The sequence below is a fragment of the Novosphingobium sp. BF6 genome, assembly GCF_058273105.1.
On the sequence record NZ_CM177776.1, the window covers coordinates 1,924,408 to 1,940,693 of the forward strand.

The 16,286-nt window shown below is 65.1% G+C and carries 16 protein-coding genes and 1 riboswitch; of the genes, 9 read left to right on the forward strand and 7 right to left on the reverse strand.

All coding sequences use genetic code 11. The features are described from left to right. Positions 1–33: 33 nt before the first annotated feature. On the reverse strand, positions 34–975 hold the full coding sequence (locus AC4D6D_RS23385; RefSeq protein ID WP_491327892.1) for a homoserine O-succinyltransferase: 942 nt from the start codon (positions 973–975) through the stop codon (positions 34–36). 37 nt (positions 976–1,012) lie between these two features. Next, positions 1,013–1,119: riboswitch (SAM-I-IV-variant riboswitch) on the reverse strand. A gap of 212 nt (positions 1,120–1,331) precedes the next feature. Here AC4D6D_RS23385 and AC4D6D_RS23390 point away from each other — a divergent pair. After that, positions 1,332–2,462, forward strand: a complete 1,131-nt coding sequence (locus AC4D6D_RS23390) for an MlaA family lipoprotein (RefSeq protein WP_491327893.1) — start codon at positions 1,332–1,334, stop codon at positions 2,460–2,462. A 19-nt stretch (positions 2,463–2,481) separates the two neighbouring features. Here the strand turns inward: AC4D6D_RS23390 and AC4D6D_RS23395 are convergent, their stop codons facing one another. Further along, positions 2,482–2,871 (reverse strand): response regulator transcription factor, encoded by a 390-nt coding sequence (locus AC4D6D_RS23395; protein WP_491327894.1) that lies wholly within the window; start codon positions 2,869–2,871, stop codon positions 2,482–2,484. Positions 2,872–3,098: 227 nt separating this feature from the next. Between AC4D6D_RS23395 and nhaA the strand changes: the two genes are divergently transcribed. Further along, positions 3,099–4,301, forward strand: a complete 1,203-nt coding sequence (nhaA, locus tag AC4D6D_RS23400; RefSeq protein ID WP_491327895.1) for a Na+/H+ antiporter NhaA — start codon at positions 3,099–3,101, stop codon at positions 4,299–4,301. 33 nt (positions 4,302–4,334) lie between these two features. On the opposite strand, the gene AC4D6D_RS23405 is transcribed toward nhaA, so the two are convergent. From AC4D6D_RS23405 to AC4D6D_RS23415, 3 genes are all read right to left on the reverse strand, one after another. After that, the gene (locus AC4D6D_RS23405) at positions 4,335–4,982 is read right to left on the reverse strand and encodes a response regulator transcription factor (protein WP_491327896.1); all 648 of its coding nucleotides are present in this window, start codon (positions 4,980–4,982) and stop codon (positions 4,335–4,337) included. Positions 4,983–5,002: 20 nt separating this feature from the next. Next, positions 5,003–6,514, reverse strand: coding sequence for a sensor histidine kinase (locus AC4D6D_RS23410; RefSeq protein WP_491327897.1), 1,512 nt, complete (start codon positions 6,512–6,514; stop codon positions 5,003–5,005). A 138-nt stretch (positions 6,515–6,652) separates the two neighbouring features. After that, positions 6,653–7,330: a sensor histidine kinase gene (locus AC4D6D_RS23415; RefSeq protein WP_491327898.1), complete on the reverse strand. Its 678-nt coding sequence runs from the start codon at positions 7,328–7,330 to the stop codon at positions 6,653–6,655. Positions 7,331–7,622: 292 nt separating this feature from the next. Between AC4D6D_RS23415 and AC4D6D_RS23420 the strand changes: the two genes are divergently transcribed. The 3 genes from AC4D6D_RS23420 to msrB all read left to right on the forward strand — a co-directional run bounded on the left by AC4D6D_RS23420 (position 7,623) and on the right by msrB (position 10,180). Beyond that, positions 7,623–9,254, forward strand: coding sequence for an FAD-dependent oxidoreductase (locus AC4D6D_RS23420; protein ID WP_491327899.1), 1,632 nt, complete (start codon positions 7,623–7,625; stop codon positions 9,252–9,254). Continuing rightward, entirely contained in the window at positions 9,251–9,553 is a 303-nt protein-coding gene (locus AC4D6D_RS23425; RefSeq protein WP_491327900.1) for a UBP-type zinc finger domain-containing protein, read from the forward strand. Before AC4D6D_RS23420 ends, AC4D6D_RS23425 begins: the two co-directional genes overlap by 4 nt. Positions 9,554–9,733: 180 nt before the next feature. After that, complete coding sequence (msrB, locus tag AC4D6D_RS23430) at positions 9,734–10,180, forward strand: peptide-methionine (R)-S-oxide reductase MsrB (protein WP_147220970.1); 447 nt, start codon at positions 9,734–9,736, stop codon at positions 10,178–10,180. 3 nt (positions 10,181–10,183) lie between these two features. On the opposite strand, the gene AC4D6D_RS23435 is transcribed toward msrB, so the two are convergent. Continuing rightward, positions 10,184–10,666 (reverse strand): Lrp/AsnC family transcriptional regulator, encoded by a 483-nt coding sequence (locus AC4D6D_RS23435; RefSeq protein ID WP_491327901.1) that lies wholly within the window; start codon positions 10,664–10,666, stop codon positions 10,184–10,186. Positions 10,667–10,800: 134 nt separating this feature from the next. Between AC4D6D_RS23435 and AC4D6D_RS23440 the strand changes: the two genes are divergently transcribed. The 4 genes from AC4D6D_RS23440 to AC4D6D_RS23455 all read left to right on the forward strand — a co-directional run bounded on the left by AC4D6D_RS23440 (position 10,801) and on the right by AC4D6D_RS23455 (position 15,492). Continuing rightward, on the forward strand, positions 10,801–11,547 hold the full coding sequence (locus AC4D6D_RS23440) for a tryptophan 2,3-dioxygenase family protein (RefSeq protein ID WP_491327902.1): 747 nt from the start codon (positions 10,801–10,803) through the stop codon (positions 11,545–11,547). 4 nt (positions 11,548–11,551) lie between these two features. Further along, positions 11,552–12,667 (forward strand): aminotransferase class V-fold PLP-dependent enzyme, encoded by a 1,116-nt coding sequence (locus AC4D6D_RS23445; RefSeq protein WP_491327903.1) that lies wholly within the window; start codon positions 11,552–11,554, stop codon positions 12,665–12,667. A 179-nt stretch (positions 12,668–12,846) separates the two neighbouring features. Beyond that, positions 12,847–13,722, forward strand: coding sequence for a LysR substrate-binding domain-containing protein (locus AC4D6D_RS23450; protein ID WP_491327904.1), 876 nt, complete (start codon positions 12,847–12,849; stop codon positions 13,720–13,722). Between the two features lie 102 nt (positions 13,723–13,824). Beyond that, complete coding sequence (locus AC4D6D_RS23455; RefSeq protein WP_491327905.1) at positions 13,825–15,492, forward strand: M28 family metallopeptidase; 1,668 nt, start codon at positions 13,825–13,827, stop codon at positions 15,490–15,492. 663 nt (positions 15,493–16,155) lie between these two features. Here AC4D6D_RS23455 and AC4D6D_RS23460 read toward each other — a convergent pair. Continuing rightward, positions 16,156–16,281, reverse strand: coding sequence for a hypothetical protein (locus tag AC4D6D_RS23460; RefSeq protein WP_491328813.1), 126 nt, complete (start codon positions 16,279–16,281; stop codon positions 16,156–16,158). Positions 16,282–16,286: the final 5 nt, after the last annotated feature.

A 16,286-nucleotide genomic window follows, 5' to 3' on the forward strand; every position in this document is an offset into this window, starting at 1 on the left:
TTCATATTATTTAGAAAAAAATAAACCTGAGGCTCAGGCCGGATCGAGTTCCACCGCGCGTTCCTGGCGCTGTCCGCCACCGATCCGTGCGGCGTCGAACGGCGTGGTCTGATAGATCTCGTTGATCCAGTTGCCGAAAAACAAGTGCCCATGACTACGCCAGGCGTTGACGGGTGGCTGCGCGGGATCGTCCTCGGGATAATAGTTCACCGGAACCGGGCCGCCGTCGCGGCGGTATTCGTTGCCGAGCGTATCGACGTCGTATTCGAGGTGGTTGAACATCAGCACTGCCCGGTCGGCGGGGTCGTGGAGCAGGCAGAGGCCCGCCGCGTCGCTTTCGGCCAGGACCTGGAGACTGCCGCTCTCCGGCAGATCCGCCTTGCGCACCTGGGTCCAGCGCGAAACCGGCACCGCGAAACTGTCGGAAATCCCGCGCAGGAACGGCGAGTTCGGCGCAAGGTTGCGGTGGGGATAGACCCCGAAGGCCTTGGCCGGCAGTTCGTGCTTCGGCACACCGTGGAAGTGGTGAAGAAAGGCCTGCGCCGCCCAGCAGATCGTCAGGCAGCTATGGACGTGGGTGCGCGTCCAGTCGAAGATGCGGCGCAGTTCGGGCCAGTAGCGCACTTCGTCGAAGGCGAGACGCTCGACCGGAGCGCCGGTGATGATGAAACCGTCGAACCGCTCGTGCTCGACATCGCGCCAGGGGCGGTAGAAGGCCTCGAGGTGCTCGGCCGAGGTATTGCGGGCGACGTGATCGCTGATCCGCACCAGGGTCAGCTCGATCTGGAGCGGCGTCGCACCGAGCAGGCGGGCGAGCTGGGTCTCGGTGCTGACCTTGTCGGGCATGAGGTTGAGCAGTCCGATCCGCAGCGGGCGGATATCCTGCCGCACCGCATCGCTTTCGCGCATGACGGCCACGCCTTCGTTCTCCAGAATGGAGCGGGCGGGCAGGTCGTCGGGTATCTTGATCGGCACTTCGCGTCGGTCCTCAATTCCGGGATGACGCTGGTGGCTTGATCCGTTCGATTGCCCGGTCGGCCACATCCTCCTTCACGGAGTGCCACCTTGCCCGGATCGGCAGGTTGGCGTTGGGCGTCGCCCCAACTCTTGATGCTGGAAAGGGCCATAGGCGGTTTGGCGCGCTCTGGCAACGCCCTGCCCCCATTTGGCTATCCGGCCCGCCGCACGGGTGGCCTGAAGCGGGCGATCGGCCCACCGGTACAATTGACGAATAGGGAAATCGGGCCTAGCCGCCGGGGAGGAATACCAAATATTGCGCCTCCGCGAAATCGACTTCGCAGCCAAGGCCGCGCTATGCTAAGGACATTGGAATGAGTTTGCCGGCCGCTGCCGTCGTGATCCTGATGACGGGCCAGCCGGTTCCCGACGCCCCCGCCTACATGGCGGTACAGGATGTCGTCGGAACCACGACGGCTGGAATCACCGCGACGACGCCGGATCCGCAGGCGGCTCCGGCTCCGCAGACGGACGCTCCCGCCGTTCCGACACCCTCCGCTCCGGAAGATAACACGACCGCGACGGCACCAAGCGCCGCGACGCCAGAAGCGAACGATCCGGCCGCTGGCCCCGAGTCGGTCATCGTCGTCACGCGCCCGGAACCGGCACCGCCCGGCGACCCGCTGCAACACCTCAACGTCGAATCCTTCAAGGCCGTGCAAGCGGTCGACAAGGCCGTGCTCGAACCCGTGGCCAAGGCCTACAACAAGGGCCTGCCCCGCCCCGTCCGCAAGGGGCTGCGCAACTTCTTCAGCAACCTCGGCGAGCCGGTGGTGTTCGCCGCCTATCTGCTCCAGTTCAAGCCGGGCAAGGCCGCCGAAACCGCGGGCCGCTTCGTCATCAACACCACGCTGGGCGTCGCCGGTTTCGTCGATGTGGCGAAGAAGAAGCCGTTCAACCTGCCCTATCGCCCCAACGGCCTTGCCAATGTACTGGGCTATTACGGCGTCGGCCCGGGACCCTACTTCTACCTGCCGATCGTCGGCCCGACGACGCTGCGCGATATCATCGGCGACACGGTGGACAAGCTCCTGCTGCCCGCTGCCGTCGGCAAACCCTTCACCAAGCCCGCCGTCGTACTGCCGATGACGATCATGAACCAGCTTGGCGAACGCGCCGCCTTCGACGAACAGATCAACAAGATCCGAGAGGAAGATCGGCCCTATGCCGCCTACCGTGATCTCTATCTCAAGCAACGCGAGGCGGAGATCGAAGCGCTTCATGGGCGCACCGTGCCGGACGTAGTGCCGGTCTACGGCCCCGGCCTGAAGACACCCGGCAAGACCGATGGGACCAAGACGCCGGAAGGCAACGAAGCCGCGCCCGTAGAGCCGGCTGGTGTAGAACCGACTGGCGCGGTTCCGGCTCCGACCGGGCCGACCGCTGACGCAACGGCGCAACCCGCGCCCGCCCAAGTCGCAGCGCCTGCCGTAACGACGCCCTGACGGGCGTCTTCCATCCGCGTCAGTTCAGCCCCACCCCGATTGCGGCAAGCAGGACATCCGGGTCGATCGGCTTGGTGAGAAAGGCGCTGGCACCGGCCGACATGGCCTGCTCCCTCGCCGCGTCGGTTGGATAGCCGGTCATCACGATCACCGGCTGCGGACAATTGCGACGCCGCAGTTCCGCCTGCATCGCCAGCCCGGTCATGCCCGGCATGTGCAGGTCGGTGACGATCGAAGTGACATGCCGCAGCAGTTCGCTGGCCAGCAGGTCCTCCGCGCGGGCGAAACCGATGCTCGTCAGCCCCTCCGAACGAAGCAGACTGTCGAGACTGCCGCGCACCCCGGCATCATCATCCACCACGGCCACGAGCGGCCGCGTCAGCGGGCTGTTATTTAGGGGGGCGACCAATGCATACTCCAGTTATCTCAGGCGAAACCTTCGGACAGGGCCGTGGTTCCATTCAACCCTCACTCCAATTGGCAAGGCCGGCAGGCCAATGCCATCATACTCAGGTGTTAAGGGAGAGGCCGGTCCGTGTGGCATCGCCCTGCCATTGCGTCTAGGCTAAGCATAGCCGTATCCTCGCACCTTCCCGCCGTGAACCCAGTGCCTTACCGAGCGACCGCAACCGATCGATGATCCTTTCCAAGCGCCCCCGTTCCGCCCTTCGCGCCTTCCTGCGCAGCGAAGCTTCCGGCGGTATCCTGCTGATGGGCGCGGCGGCGCTGGCGCTGATCGTGGCCAACAGTCCGCTGGCCGAAGGCTATTTTCACGCCCTGCACCTCTGGGTCGGCCCCCCGTGGTTTTCCCTGTCGCTGACGCACTGGATCAACGACGGCCTGATGGCGCTGTTCTTCCTGCTCGTCGGCCTGGAGATCAAACGCGAGTTCGTCGACGGCCACTTGTCGAACTGGCCCGACCGCGCGCTTCCCGCGATAGCCGCCACCTCAGGCATGATTTTCCCGGCGCTGATCTACCTCGCCATCGCCGGCTCGACACCCGGCCTCGCACGCGGCTGGGCCATTCCTGCTGCCACCGACATTGCCTTCGCGATCGGCGTCATGGCCATTCTCGGCAAGCGGGTGCCCGCCTCGCTCAAGCTGTTCCTGACGACGGTGGCCATCGTCGACGACATGGGCGCGGTCGCGGTGATCGCGCTGGCCTATACCAGCCAGATAAAGGGCGCCGCCCTGCTCGCCGCCGGGATCGTCATGGGTGTGATGTTCGTGCTCAACCGGATCGGCGTGAAGCGGCTCTTGCCCTATCTCGTGCTCGCCGCCGCGCTCTGGCTGGCGGTCCTTCTGTCGGGAATTCATGCCACCATCGCCGGTGTACTGGCCGCCAGCCTGATCCCGATCCGCGCTACTCCCGGCGCACCGGACAGCGGGGAATCGCCGCTCCACCGGCTGGAACACGGCCTTCACGGATGGGTCGCCTATGGCGTGGTTCCGCTGTTCGGCTTCGCCAATGCCGGGGTCTCACTGGCAGGGCTTGGCATGGAGCAACTGCTCGCACCGCTGCCGATGGGCGTGGCCGGGGGGCTGTTCCTCGGCAAGCAGATCGGCGTGTTCCTGGCGCTCTGGCTCTGCGCGCGCTTCGGCATCGCCCGGCGTCCGAGCGGCGCGACCTGGCTCCAGACTTACGGGATGTGCCTGCTCTGCGGTATCGGCTTCACGATGAGCCTGTTCGTGGGCGGCCTTGCCTTCAGCGATCCGGTGCTGATCGACGAGGTCAAGATCGGCGTCCTCGGCGGCTCGATGCTTTCGGCGCTGGCGGGATATGCAGTGCTCCGCCTGACCGCATCGCGAAAAGACGCAAAAACGGCTGCGCAAGGCTGAGCGGCCTGGAGCACTGGCCCGGTCACTGAAGTGTCAGTTCCGGTAGCGGGTGATGCTCTCGTCCCGCACGCCGAGTTGCTCCGCCATGCGCACGAGGTCGGCCAGCGACTGCGCCGCCATCTTGCGCATCACATTGCCGCGATGGATCTTCACGGTGATCTCGGACAAGTCCAGCCGCGCGGCGACCTGCTTGTTCATCAGCCCGGTCACGACCAATGCCATGACTTCGCGTTCGCGCGGAGTCAGCGTCGCGAAGGCAAGCCGCAAGGCGGCATTGTCGGCATGGACCGACCTGCGCGCCCGATCCGCTTCCAGCCCCGTTCGCACGGCGGCCAGCAACTGTTCCTCCTCGAACGGCTTGGGCAGGAAATCGACGGCACCCGCCTTCATCGCGCGAACGGTCATCGGAATATCGCCATGGCCGGTGATCAGGATCACCGGGACCGCGATACCTTCGGCGGCAAGCCGCTCCTGGAAATCGAGTCCGCTTTCGCCCGCAAGGCGAATATCCAGCACGAGACAGCGGGCCTGCTCGGGCCATTCGGCGGCGAGGAAAGCTTCGGTCGTCGCGAATAGGGCCACCTCGAAGCCGCTTGCACGCAACAGGCTGCCGATGCTGTCGCGCACGTCGGCATCGTCGTCCAACACGCAGACGCAGCCTTCCGGTTCCTCGCCGGTCATGAAATTCGTCTCCGAGGACATCATGCCGGCACCATTGTCACCGGCACCGGCAGGCAGAACCGGAAAGCCGCCCCGCCCCCCGGTACGTTCGCGGCGGTCAAGGTTCCGCCGTGCTGTTCGACGATGGAGCGGCAGATCGCCAGCCCCATGCCCATGCCCTCGCCCTTGGTGGTGAAGAACGGCAGGAACAGGTCCTCCGGGTCGCCCGCGATCCCGCTGCCCCGGTCGCTGATCTCGATCATCACTTCCTCTCCCGAGCGGCGCGTCGCCCGCAAGTGCAGTTCCCGTTCGTCCGGCGGAATAGCCGCCATGGCCTGCTCGCCGTTCATGAGCAGGTTCATCAGCACCTGTTGCAGTTGCACGCGGTCTCCCAGCAGATCGGGAAAGTCCGGCTCGATCGCGACGTGCAGGTTCACGCCGTGGGTCTGGAGATCGCGCCGCAGCAGTGCCAGGGTTTCCTCCACGAGCGGCGCGAAGGCAATCGCCTCCCGCTTGGGATCGGCCTTGCGCGCCAGTTCGCGGATGCGCGCAATCACATCCGCCGCGCGGGTGCCGTTGCTGGTGATGTGTTCGAGGCAATCGGCAACTTCCTTCGCCGCCGGAGCATTGCGGTCGAGGCCCTGATCCAGCCCCTTTTCAAGCCACCGCCGCCCCGAGCGCGCATAAGTGATGATCGCCGAGAGCGGCTGGTTCACTTCATGCGCGATGGATGCGGCAAGCTGGCCGAGTGTCGTCACGCGGGACATGTGCGTCAGATCCGCCTGCGACTGCGCCAGCCGGGTCTGCGAGCGGTTCCGCTCGGTGACATCGATGGCCATGACCAGCACACGCTTCCAACCGCCATGATCGGGCGGAAGCGAGACCTGAAGCAGCACATCGACTTCCGTCCCCGATCGGGTGAAGAACCGCGTTTCTTCCTCGACCGCCTCCTCGCCCCGAAGCAATCCGGCATAAACGCGGGCAAGAGATTCGAAAACCGCAGGCGTGGCGAAATCGCCGATCGTACGGCCCACCAGTTCGCCTCGCTCGCGCAGGCCGAACAACCGGGCGGCGGCATGGTTGGCATTGCGCACCCGCGCGGAGCCGAATGCCATCTCTACCATGCGCTCGTCGATCTCGCCCATGTTCTGCAGCAGGCGCCAGGCGCCCGACCAATCGGATTCCCATATCGGAAAGCCCGCTGCCGCGAAGATCGTCCGGTATCGTGCATCGGCCCGCTCGCGCTCGGCGCTTTCGGCAAGCTGGCGCAGGATCAACACCGTCGTGACGAGCAGAGCAACGAGGCTGACGCCGAGACGCATGGCCGGCCCGCCCATCGGCGCATTCCAGTGAGACAGGCAGTAGCCGGCAAAGACAAGCAGCGCACAATAAGCGGAAGCGGCAAGGACCACGCCGCGCGAATGAGTCCGCCCCGCCAGCACGACGACGGTGGTGTAGAGCACCGCCACCGCACCTTGAAGTGGGCTCAGGACATCCAGTGCGAAGATACCCAGCGCCAGTATCGCCCCCGCCAGGGCATAGAATCTGTTCACCAACACCCCTGCCCCGGCTTCGCCGCGCATTGTCTCCTCGTGCCGGGAACCGATCCCGACACCGGCGAGGCAAACTGCCGCCGAGTTGAGTGGCACGCAACCACAACCTTCGTTTAGGTAAACCGCATGCTCCGGCGCTCAGGCGAGCGGCACGGCCAGCACGATACGCGTTCCTGGATGCAGGTTTTCCCAGACCAGCGTCGCATCGATCCTTGCTGCAAGGGCTTTCATCAAATGCGTACCGAAGCCGCCGGAGCCGCCTTCACCGTGCGATTGCCCGGTGCCGTCGTCCTCCACGCTCAACCGCAGGGCGTGAGGACCTGCCAGTCGCAGTTCGATCCGGACCTCACCAGGCCTCTGCGCGGGATAAGCATATTTGCAGGCATTGAGGACGCATTCCGAGACGATCAGCCCCATCGCTCCCGCCAGATGCGCGGACACGGAAACGAGGTCGGCGCTCACCGTCAGCCTCCTTCCCCCCGCCACGTCGCAGCATCCCGTTTCGATCTGGTTCACCAGAGTCCGGAGGTAGCCGCCCGCGTCGACAAAGCCGGTCTGCTGCTGCCGGGTAAGCTGGCGGTGCACTCCCGCGATCGCACCGATCCGGCCCAGCATGCGGTCGAACACCAGACCGGCGGCAGGGTCCGACAGCTCGCGTTTTTCCGCCGCGACCATGGCCATGAGCAATTGCAGGTTGTTGGCGATGCGGTGATCGCTTTCGCGCTCGATTTCCTCGCCGCACACCAGCGAGCCGAATGACTGGACGGCGCGATTGCCGGGACCTTCCCGGTTCGACAAGCGTTGGACCATCGACATCGTGCATTCCTTCTGGATCGGCCCTGCCCGGAACCGTCGCTTTCGGCGGACCGGGACAAGCTGAGGGCGGAGCATTTGCAATGCCGTCTTTTCGCCCCGCGCTTCACGCTTTTCCATCATACGCTGGTTTGGTTCTCACAGGCTCGGGTTGGGGGTTCCGGCGATCATGCCCCCCCAAACCAGCGTATGATGGCGGTGACGCGCCGAAGCGATCACATGAAGGAGGCCGGACAGGGGCGGGATGGTTCCGACAAGCGGCACCTGGCGCAACGGGCACACCAGACGAGGCATCATGACGACGATCGAGACGCGCCAATACCAGATGTTCCCGGTGCTTTCGGCGCCGGAACTCGCGCTTGCCCGGCGCTTTGCCAGCGGGCCGCAGCGCCGCTTCGCTCCCGGCGAAAGCGTCTATGCCATCGGCGACCGCGAGGCCCCGACCTGGCTTGTGCTGGAAGGATCGATCGAAGTCGAGCGGCGTGACGGCCTCAGCCGCGAAGCCCGGATCACCACCCACGGCCCCGGCCAGTTCAGCGGCGAGATCAACCAGCTTGCCGGCCGTCCCTCGATCGCGGGCGGAACCGCCGGAGCGGAAGGCTGCACTGCGCTCCCCATCGACGCCGCCCATCTGCGCGCCCTGATGATCGGCGCCGCCGAACTCGGCGAGAAAGTCATGCGCGCGCTGATCCTGCGCCGCGTCGGCCTGATCGAGGAAGGCGGCGCCGGACCGATCATCATCGGCGTGCCGCAAAGCGCCGATGTCGTGCGCCTTCAGGAATTCCTGCGCCGCAGCGGCTATCCCTCGCTGGTGCTCGACGTGAGCAGCGACGAGGAAGGCAAGGCCCTCGTCGAGCGGCTCGGCGTCGAACCTGCGCAGTATCCGCTGGTGGTCTGCCCCAGCGGCTCCATCCTGCGGCGACCGCGCGAAGAGGAACTGGCCGCCTGCCTCGGTCTCACTTCGCATCTCGATCCCGACATGCTCCACGACGTGGCGATCGTCGGTGCCGGTCCGGCCGGGCTGGCGGCGGCGGTCTATGCGGCCTCGGAAGGGCTGTCGGTCGTCGTGCTCGACGCGCGCAGCATGGGCGGGCAAGCGGGCGCTTCGGCGCGGATCGAAAACTACCTCGGCTTTCCCACCGGCATTTCCGGACAGGCGCTGGCCGGGCGCGCCTTCAACCAGGCGCTCAAGTTCGGCGCGCGGATCGCCATCCCGGTCACCGTCACCGCACTCGAACCCGAGGACGATCACTTGCGCATCGACCTCGCCCGCGAAGGCCATGTGAAAGCCCGGAGCGTGGTGATCGCCTCCGGCGCGCGCTATCGCCGCCTGGCGATCGAAGGCCTCGAACGCTTCGAGGGGGCGGGCATCTCCTACTGGGTCTCGCCCATCGAGGCGCGGCTCTGCGCGGGCGAGGAAGTGGCGCTGGTCGGCGGCGGCAATTCCGCCGGGCAGGCGGTGGTCTATCTCGCCCCGCAAGTAAAGAAGCTCCACCTTATCGTGCGGCGCGGCCTCGAGGAAACGATGTCGCGCTACCTGATCGAGCGTATCGCCGAACTGCCCAATGTCGAGATCCATGTCGGCGCGGAAGTCGTCGCGCTGGAGGGGCACGAGGACGGCACGCTTTCCACCGTCGGCATCCGCAGCGGTGACGGCAAGGTGACGCAGCGCCCCCTGCGCCACATGTTCCTGTTCATCGGCGCCGATCCCAATTCCGACTGGCTCCCGGACCCGGTCGAGAAGGACCCCAAGGGCTTTGTCGTCACCGGCGGCACGGATCGGCCGCTGGAAACCGCCATGCCCGGCGTCTTCGCCATCGGCGACGTGCGCGCCGGTTCCACCAAGCGGGTCGCCGCCGCCGTCGGCGAAGGCGCCGCCGTCGTCTCGCAAATCCACGCCCTCTTCGCCCGGAAGGATGCACCATGAATTCCTGCCGCCACAGTTCGACGATCAACGAAGTCACGCCCAGCGCGCGCGGCTGCGAGGAATGCCTGAAGATCGGCAGCCCCTGGGTCCACTTGCGCCTGTGCCGAAGCTGCGGCCATGTCGGCTGCTGCGACGACAGCCCGCACCGCCACGCGCGCGCCCATTTCCACCAGACGCACCACCCGATCATCGAAGGCTACGACCCGCCCGAGGGCTGGGGCTGGTGCTATGTCGACGATGTGGAGATCGATCTTCCCGACCAGACCCCGCAGTGGGGACCTATTCCGCGGTTCTTCTAGGAACTTCGGCCGCGAACCGGATCAGTCCGGTTCCACCTTGCCGGGCAGCGCAGGTCATTCCCCTCCCCCGACCCCGCCTGCGCTGCCCGGTCCTTCCCGTTGCTGAAATCCACCGAAAGCGGCTCCCCGCTCTTTCCTCCGCGCGAAACGATCCCCATGTTCGCGCTCAAGGAGAACACCATGCCGACTTACGAAAAGACCGAAGAGGCCATCGCCCGCCTGACGCCCGAACAGTTCCACGTCACCCAGAACAGCGGCACCGAACGCCCCGGCACCGGCGAATACCTCTACAACAAGAAGCCCGGCATCTACGTCGACATCGTCTCGGGCGAGCCGCTCTTCGCCTCCTCGGACAAGTACGAATCCGGCTGCGGCTGGCCCAGCTTCACTAAGCCGATCGAACCGGCCAACGTGAACGACATCGTCGACCGCAGCCACGGCATGATCCGCACCGAAGTCCGCTCGGCGCACGGTGACAGCCACCTCGGCCATGTCTTCGAGGACGGCCCGCGCGATCGCGGCGGGCTGCGCTATTGCATCAATTCCGCCTCGCTGCGCTTCGTCCCGCGCGAGGACATGGAGGCAGAAGGTTACGCCTCCTATCTCGATCAGGTCGAGGACGCCTGACGCTCAATCGCGCGCCTGTCTCGCCGCATCGGTGAGGTAGGCGCGCGGCTTCACGTCGCGCATCGCCAGTGTCGTGTTGAAATGGCGCACGCCGGGAAGGCGGCGCAGGCGATTGCGCAGGAAGTCGTCGAGATCGGGCACACCGCCGGTCATGACGTGGAGCATATAGTCGAAATCGCCGACGACGGCATGGCAGGTCAGCACTGCCGCTTCCGCCGCGACCGCGCGCTCGAAGGCCTCGTGCCGGTCGAACTCGATCGAGACATGGACGAAAGCGCTCGTGCCGAGACCGATCGCCGCCGGATCGATCACTGCCCGGTAGCCGGTGATGACCCCGGCCTTCTCCATCGCCTGGACCCGCTTCCAGCTCGGCGTCTTGGACAGCCCCGCCGCATCGCCCAGCCCCGCGAAACTGAGCCGCGCATCATGCTCCAGCGCCGCGAGAATGCGCTTGTCGGCGGCGTCGAGTGGCAGGTCTCTGGACATTGAAACGATCGTTCCCTAAAAATTCGTTCCACGCGCCATATGTTCTCTATGAGGCGCCTATCGACCACCGATTGGGACCAATGTCCCGTATTATCGGTGCTATTGTCCTCCCACACAATCCCCGGGGAGACAACATGGAACGCCGCAAGGTCTACGAACTGCTCGAAGCGCCCGCCGCGCTCGACTACGAGCTCTATCTCAACACCGAAAAGCTGCTGACCTGCCAGAAGCCCTTCGACGACCTCGCCAATGCCGACGAACTCCAGTTCCAGATCGTCCATCAGGTCGAGGAACTCTGGATGAAGCTGATGGCCTACACGGTCGTCGCGGTGGACGAATACTTGCGCGAGAAGCAGGCCTTCCGGGTGGTTACGCTGCTCGGCCGCTGCCATCGCATCATGCGGATGATGACCGACCAGCTCGACCTGCTGGAAACGATGTCGCCCAAGGAGTACCAACAGATCCGCCTGCAACTCGGCAACGGTAGCGGCCAGGAATCACCGGGCTTCCGCGTGCTGCTGCGGATCATTCCCGATCTCTGGGAGGCTTTCGATCAGGCCTATGTCACCGGCGCCGGGCGGACCCTGCGCGACATCTACGACCATGGCTATGCCCACGACGAAGCCTATGCCGTGGCCGAGGCGCTGATCGAACTGGACGAGCTTTTCGGCAAGTTCCGCTGGCACCACCTGTTCCTGATCCACCGCTCGATCGGCATGGGTTCGGCCTCGCTCAAGGGGCGTTCGGTCGATCTTCTGCAAGCCGGTGCAAAACATCGCTTTTTCCCGGAACTTTGGGACGTGCGCGTGGAAATGACCGACGAATGGGGGCATGACTATGGCCGCGTTCGCGACAGCATTGCGGAAAAGGCGGAACACTGAATTCATGCATGACCTGTTTCATGTGCCCGAGGGCGGCCCCTACCTTTTGACCCATTCGGTCGGCTGCCTGCCCCGCAAGGCGCGGGAGGTGCTGGAGGCCAGCTATCTCGCGCCATGGCAATCGACCGGCGGTGCGGCCTGGGGGCCGTGGCTGGACGAGATCGAGCGGTTCCGTGCTGTCGTCGCCGTGCTGATCGGCACCGATGCCGCCGAAGTCGCGCCCCAGCAGAGCGTATCCTCCGCGCTGTTCTCGCTGCTGTCGGGGCTGCGTCCGGCGCCGGGCCGAAACCGGGTACTGATGTCCGAGCAGGCCTTCCCGACCGTCGGCTACGTCGCGCAAGGGCTGGAACGGCTAGGCTTCGAAACCCGCTTCATCCCCGCCGCGCAGTCCCCCGGAGACGCGGAAAACTGGGAACGGCACTTCGACGACAGCGTCGCCGCCGTCGTCGCCATGCATGTCCATTCGAACACGAGCGTCACCTCGCCCATTGCGGAGATCGCGGAGATGGCCCGCCGCCACGGCGCGCTGTCCATCGTCGATGCCGCCCAGTCGTCGGGCATCCTGCCGGTAGCCCCGCGCGCATGGGGTATCGACGCGGTGATCGGATCGAGCGTGAAATGGCTCTGCGGCGGCCCCGGCGCGGCCTGGCTTTGGCTGCGCGGCAACCTCACCGCGACGCTCGAACCGCTCGATCTCGGCTGGTTCGGGCACGAGAATCCCTACGAGTTCGACATCCGCCATTTCCGCCATGCACCCGATGCCCGCCGCTTCCAGAGTGGCAGTCCCTCGATCGCCCCCTTCGCGCTCGCCCGCGCCGGAATCGAGACCGTCATGCGCATCGGCCAGAGCGATATCCTGCGCCACAACCGCGCCTGTATCGACGCTTTTGCCGAAGCGGTAGGCCGCCCCGTTGCCATGGACGGTCGCGGCGGCACGCTGTGCCTCACGTTCGAGGACATCGACGGCCTGCGCGCGGCCCTTGCCCCCGGCGCCTTCCATTACGACTTGCGCGGAAATTGCCTGCGCGCCTCGTTCCACGCTTGGAACACGACCGAACAGGCTGCCCTGCTGGGCCGTACCCTTGCCGAAGCGGGCTTGACGTTCCAACTCGCCTCCTGACGACGAATCCCCGGAAAACCTTCGGAAAAGACCTCCCCGTGCGCCGAAACTCCCTCGGCGCACGGCGAAACGCGCGCGGCAAGCACATACGAGGTTTGCAGGGACAAACATATTCTCTACTGTTTCAGTTGAGAAAGCTTCATATACCTCCCTCGCCCGCCGTTCCGAGAGATCCTGTCATGCCCGTCAATCTGCCCACCAATCTCCTGCGAAGTTTCGTGGCGATCGTTGACACCGGATCGATGCTTCATGCCTCGGAGCGGGTCTTCGTGAGCCAGTCGGCGCTCAGCCTGCAGATCAAGCGACTAGAGGAACTGCTTCAGCAGACCCTGTTCCACCGCGAAGGGCGGCGACTGACCTTGACGCCCTCGGGCGACCTCATGCTCGACTATGCCCGCAAGGTCCTCAACCTGCACGACGAGGCCGTTGCTGCCGTCACCGCCGGGCAGTTCACCGGCCCCGCGCGGATCGGCATGGTGCAGGACTTCGCCGAAATGATGCTTTCCGGCCTGCTCGCCCGTTTCGCCGAGTTGCACCCCGAAGCCCAGCTCTATTCGCGCGTCGCCGGGACCGCCGAACTGCTCGGCCAGCTCGAAACCCGCCAGCTCGACATCGTGCTGGGTTTTTCGGCCAACAACGATCCCAACGCCATCGCCAGCACGCCGATGGCCTGGTACGGCAAGTCTGAACTAGCGCAACAGGAGACGATCCAGCTCGCCGTTCTGGAACCGCCCTGCCGCTTTCGCGAAGCCGCGATCCGGGCGCTGGAAGATGCCGGGCGGCCTTACCGGATCTCGGTGGAAACGCCCAATCTTACGGCCCTGCGCGCCGCCGTCGATGCCGGTCTCGGCTTGACCTGCCGCACCCCGCTGTTCCTGCGCGATTCTCCGCTGGTGGAGGATGGCCTTCCCGACCTTCCCAACGTCTCCTGCATCCTCCAGACCGCGCCGGGACTGGAGGGACCGACCGGACAACTGGCGAAACTGGCCCGAGAGGTCGTTGCTTCCCTGCAACCTGAAGTCCCCATAACGCGCGTACCTGTCGAAATCACGTAGCATACATATCGACAAGCGGACGGGGATCGTCATCATCGGCGGCAGCGGATCGCACCGATTCAGCATGCCATAAACTTCCGGCCGACCGGCAAAGGAGCACCGATGACTTCCCCGACCTCCCGTTTTGCGCGCCAGACGCTGCGCGCGCTGGCCCTTGGCGGCTTGCTTTCCGCTTCCGCCGCGGCACTCGCCGCCCCCGCGCCCAAGTTCGACATCGCGCGTGTCTCGAACGACATCAAGACGCTGGCAAGCGACGAATTCGAAGGACGCGGCCCCGCCACGCCGGCCGAGAAGAAGACCATCGACTACATCGCCGCGCAGATGAAGGCCGCCGGTCTCCAGCCCGCCGGAGAGAAAGGCGCGTGGTTCCAGGACGTGCCCCTGCGCATGTCGAACATCGTCGGCACGCCCACCCTCTCGATGACGATCGGCACCGCCGCCACCCCGCTGTCGCAGGGCGAGCAGATCGCCGTGCGCGCCGCCGAGACCGGCCAGACCGCAGTCGATTTCAAGGACCTGCCGCTGGTCTTCGTCGGTTACGGCGTGAAAGCCCCGGAACGCGGCTGGGACGACTTCAAGGGCGTGGACCTCAAGGGCAAGATCATGGTCGTCCTCGTCAACGATCCCGACTTCGAGGGCGGTGAGGGGGATTTCGGCGGCAAGCTGATGACCTATTACGGCCGCTGGACCTACAAGTACGAGGAAGCCGCACGCCAGGGCGCCGCGGGCGTGCTGGTCGTTCACGAAAGCGAACCTGCCTCCTACGGCTGGGCCACCGTCAAGAACTCCAACACCAACACGATGTTCGACATCGTCCGTGCCGATCCCAAGGCCGCGCATACCCAGATGGAAGGCTGGATCCAGAAGGACCTCGCCGCCCAGTTGCTCAAGGCCTCGGGCGTCGATTTCGAAGCCGCCAAGGCCGCCGCGCGCAAGAAGGACTTCCAGCCCATCCCGCTCAAGGCGACGATGAGCGCGAACTACGGCGTGAAGTCGGAAATCATCACCTCGCACAACGTGGCGGGCCTCGTGCGCGGTTCGAAGTATCCCGACGAGACGGTGATCTACTCGGCGCACTGGGACCACCTCGGCATCGGCCTGCCCGACGCCAAGGGCGACCGCATCTACAACGGCGCGCTCGACAATGCCTCCGGCACCGCCGCCCTGCTCGAACTCGCCCGCGCCTATGCAAAGGCGAAGCCCGAGCGTTCTGTACTGTTCCTGGCGGTAACGGCCGAGGAAAAGGGCCTGCTCGGCTCGGAATTCTATGCCGATAATCCGCTCCGCCCGCTGGCGACCACCGCCGGGGTCATCAATATGGACGGCCCCTTCGCGGCTGAAAAGACCCTGGACTTCAGCATTTCCGGCGCCGCCAAGCTGGACCTGCTGACCCTGCTGACCGAGGAAGGCGGCAAGCTCGGGCGCCATTACACACCGGACGCAAGGCCGGAAGCGGGCAGCTTCTACCGCTCCGACCACTTCCCGATGGCCAAGCGCGGCGTTCCCGCGATTTCCTACGATGCGGGCAGCGAACTGGTGAACGGCGGCGCGGCGCGCGGCAAGGAACTGGCCGACATCTACACCCGCGACCGCTATCACCAGCCCGCCGACGAATACGACGCCTCCTGGAACACCAGCAGCTGGACCGGCGACCTGACCCTGCTCTACAACCTCGGCGACCGCATCGCGAACAGCCACGTTTGGCCGAACTGGTCGCAGGACAGCGAATTCCGCGCCACGCGCGACGCATCGGCGGCATTGCGTAAATAAAATCAAGCTCTGGTAACGTTCCTGTCCTGAAGCGATGCAATCGTTTCAGGACAGGGCTTTCTACAGGGAACATAGCCAAGATAGGACCGATCCGGTCTTCTTTCCGCTGACGAAAGCCTATCGATTGCGCCGAATTTCTCCCTGAAAGCAACAGAATGACTTCGTTGTATTTTCGTCTGCACACCGACAAGAACGAAGAGGTCATTACAGTCCGCCCGGTCGCGACCGTTACGCGCGGGTTATCACCGCAATGACTTTATTTTCACTTGTCGCCCCCGGCAGTCTGCGGCAATTTTTCGGGGCGACGAAAAAGAACCCGTCCCTCCCGCCCCCCTGCGGGTCGCACTTTGACTGAAGAATCCTCGATTGAAGGATGACAGCCGGAAAGTACCATTAAAAATGGCCCGAAGGTCATAAGACCTCCGGGCCAGGAATGGGGCTGCTCTGTTACGAGCCGCCTTCGGGTCGCACTTTGGTTGTAGTCTTCGAAATGGCGAGATCGTGTGACCGGGATCACACCCGCCTCGATTTGACTACCCCGGCATTCCATCCCATGCCAGAATTGGCTAGGTTGGTTGCCGTCGCATCATCGACGATGGCCGTTATGGGGACGGTCCGGCGATTGGCGGCCTGTCGAGGTGAACGCTCGGCTCGGGGGCAGAGTCATTGGATTTCGAGGTTCAGATCGAAGCGATAACCGCGATTTTTCGTTGCGATCGGCATTCCGCCGAAGCGCTCGCGCGCGTCCTCATCCCCCAACGCCTTTCCGCAAAGGACGTTCTCGCCCACCAGGG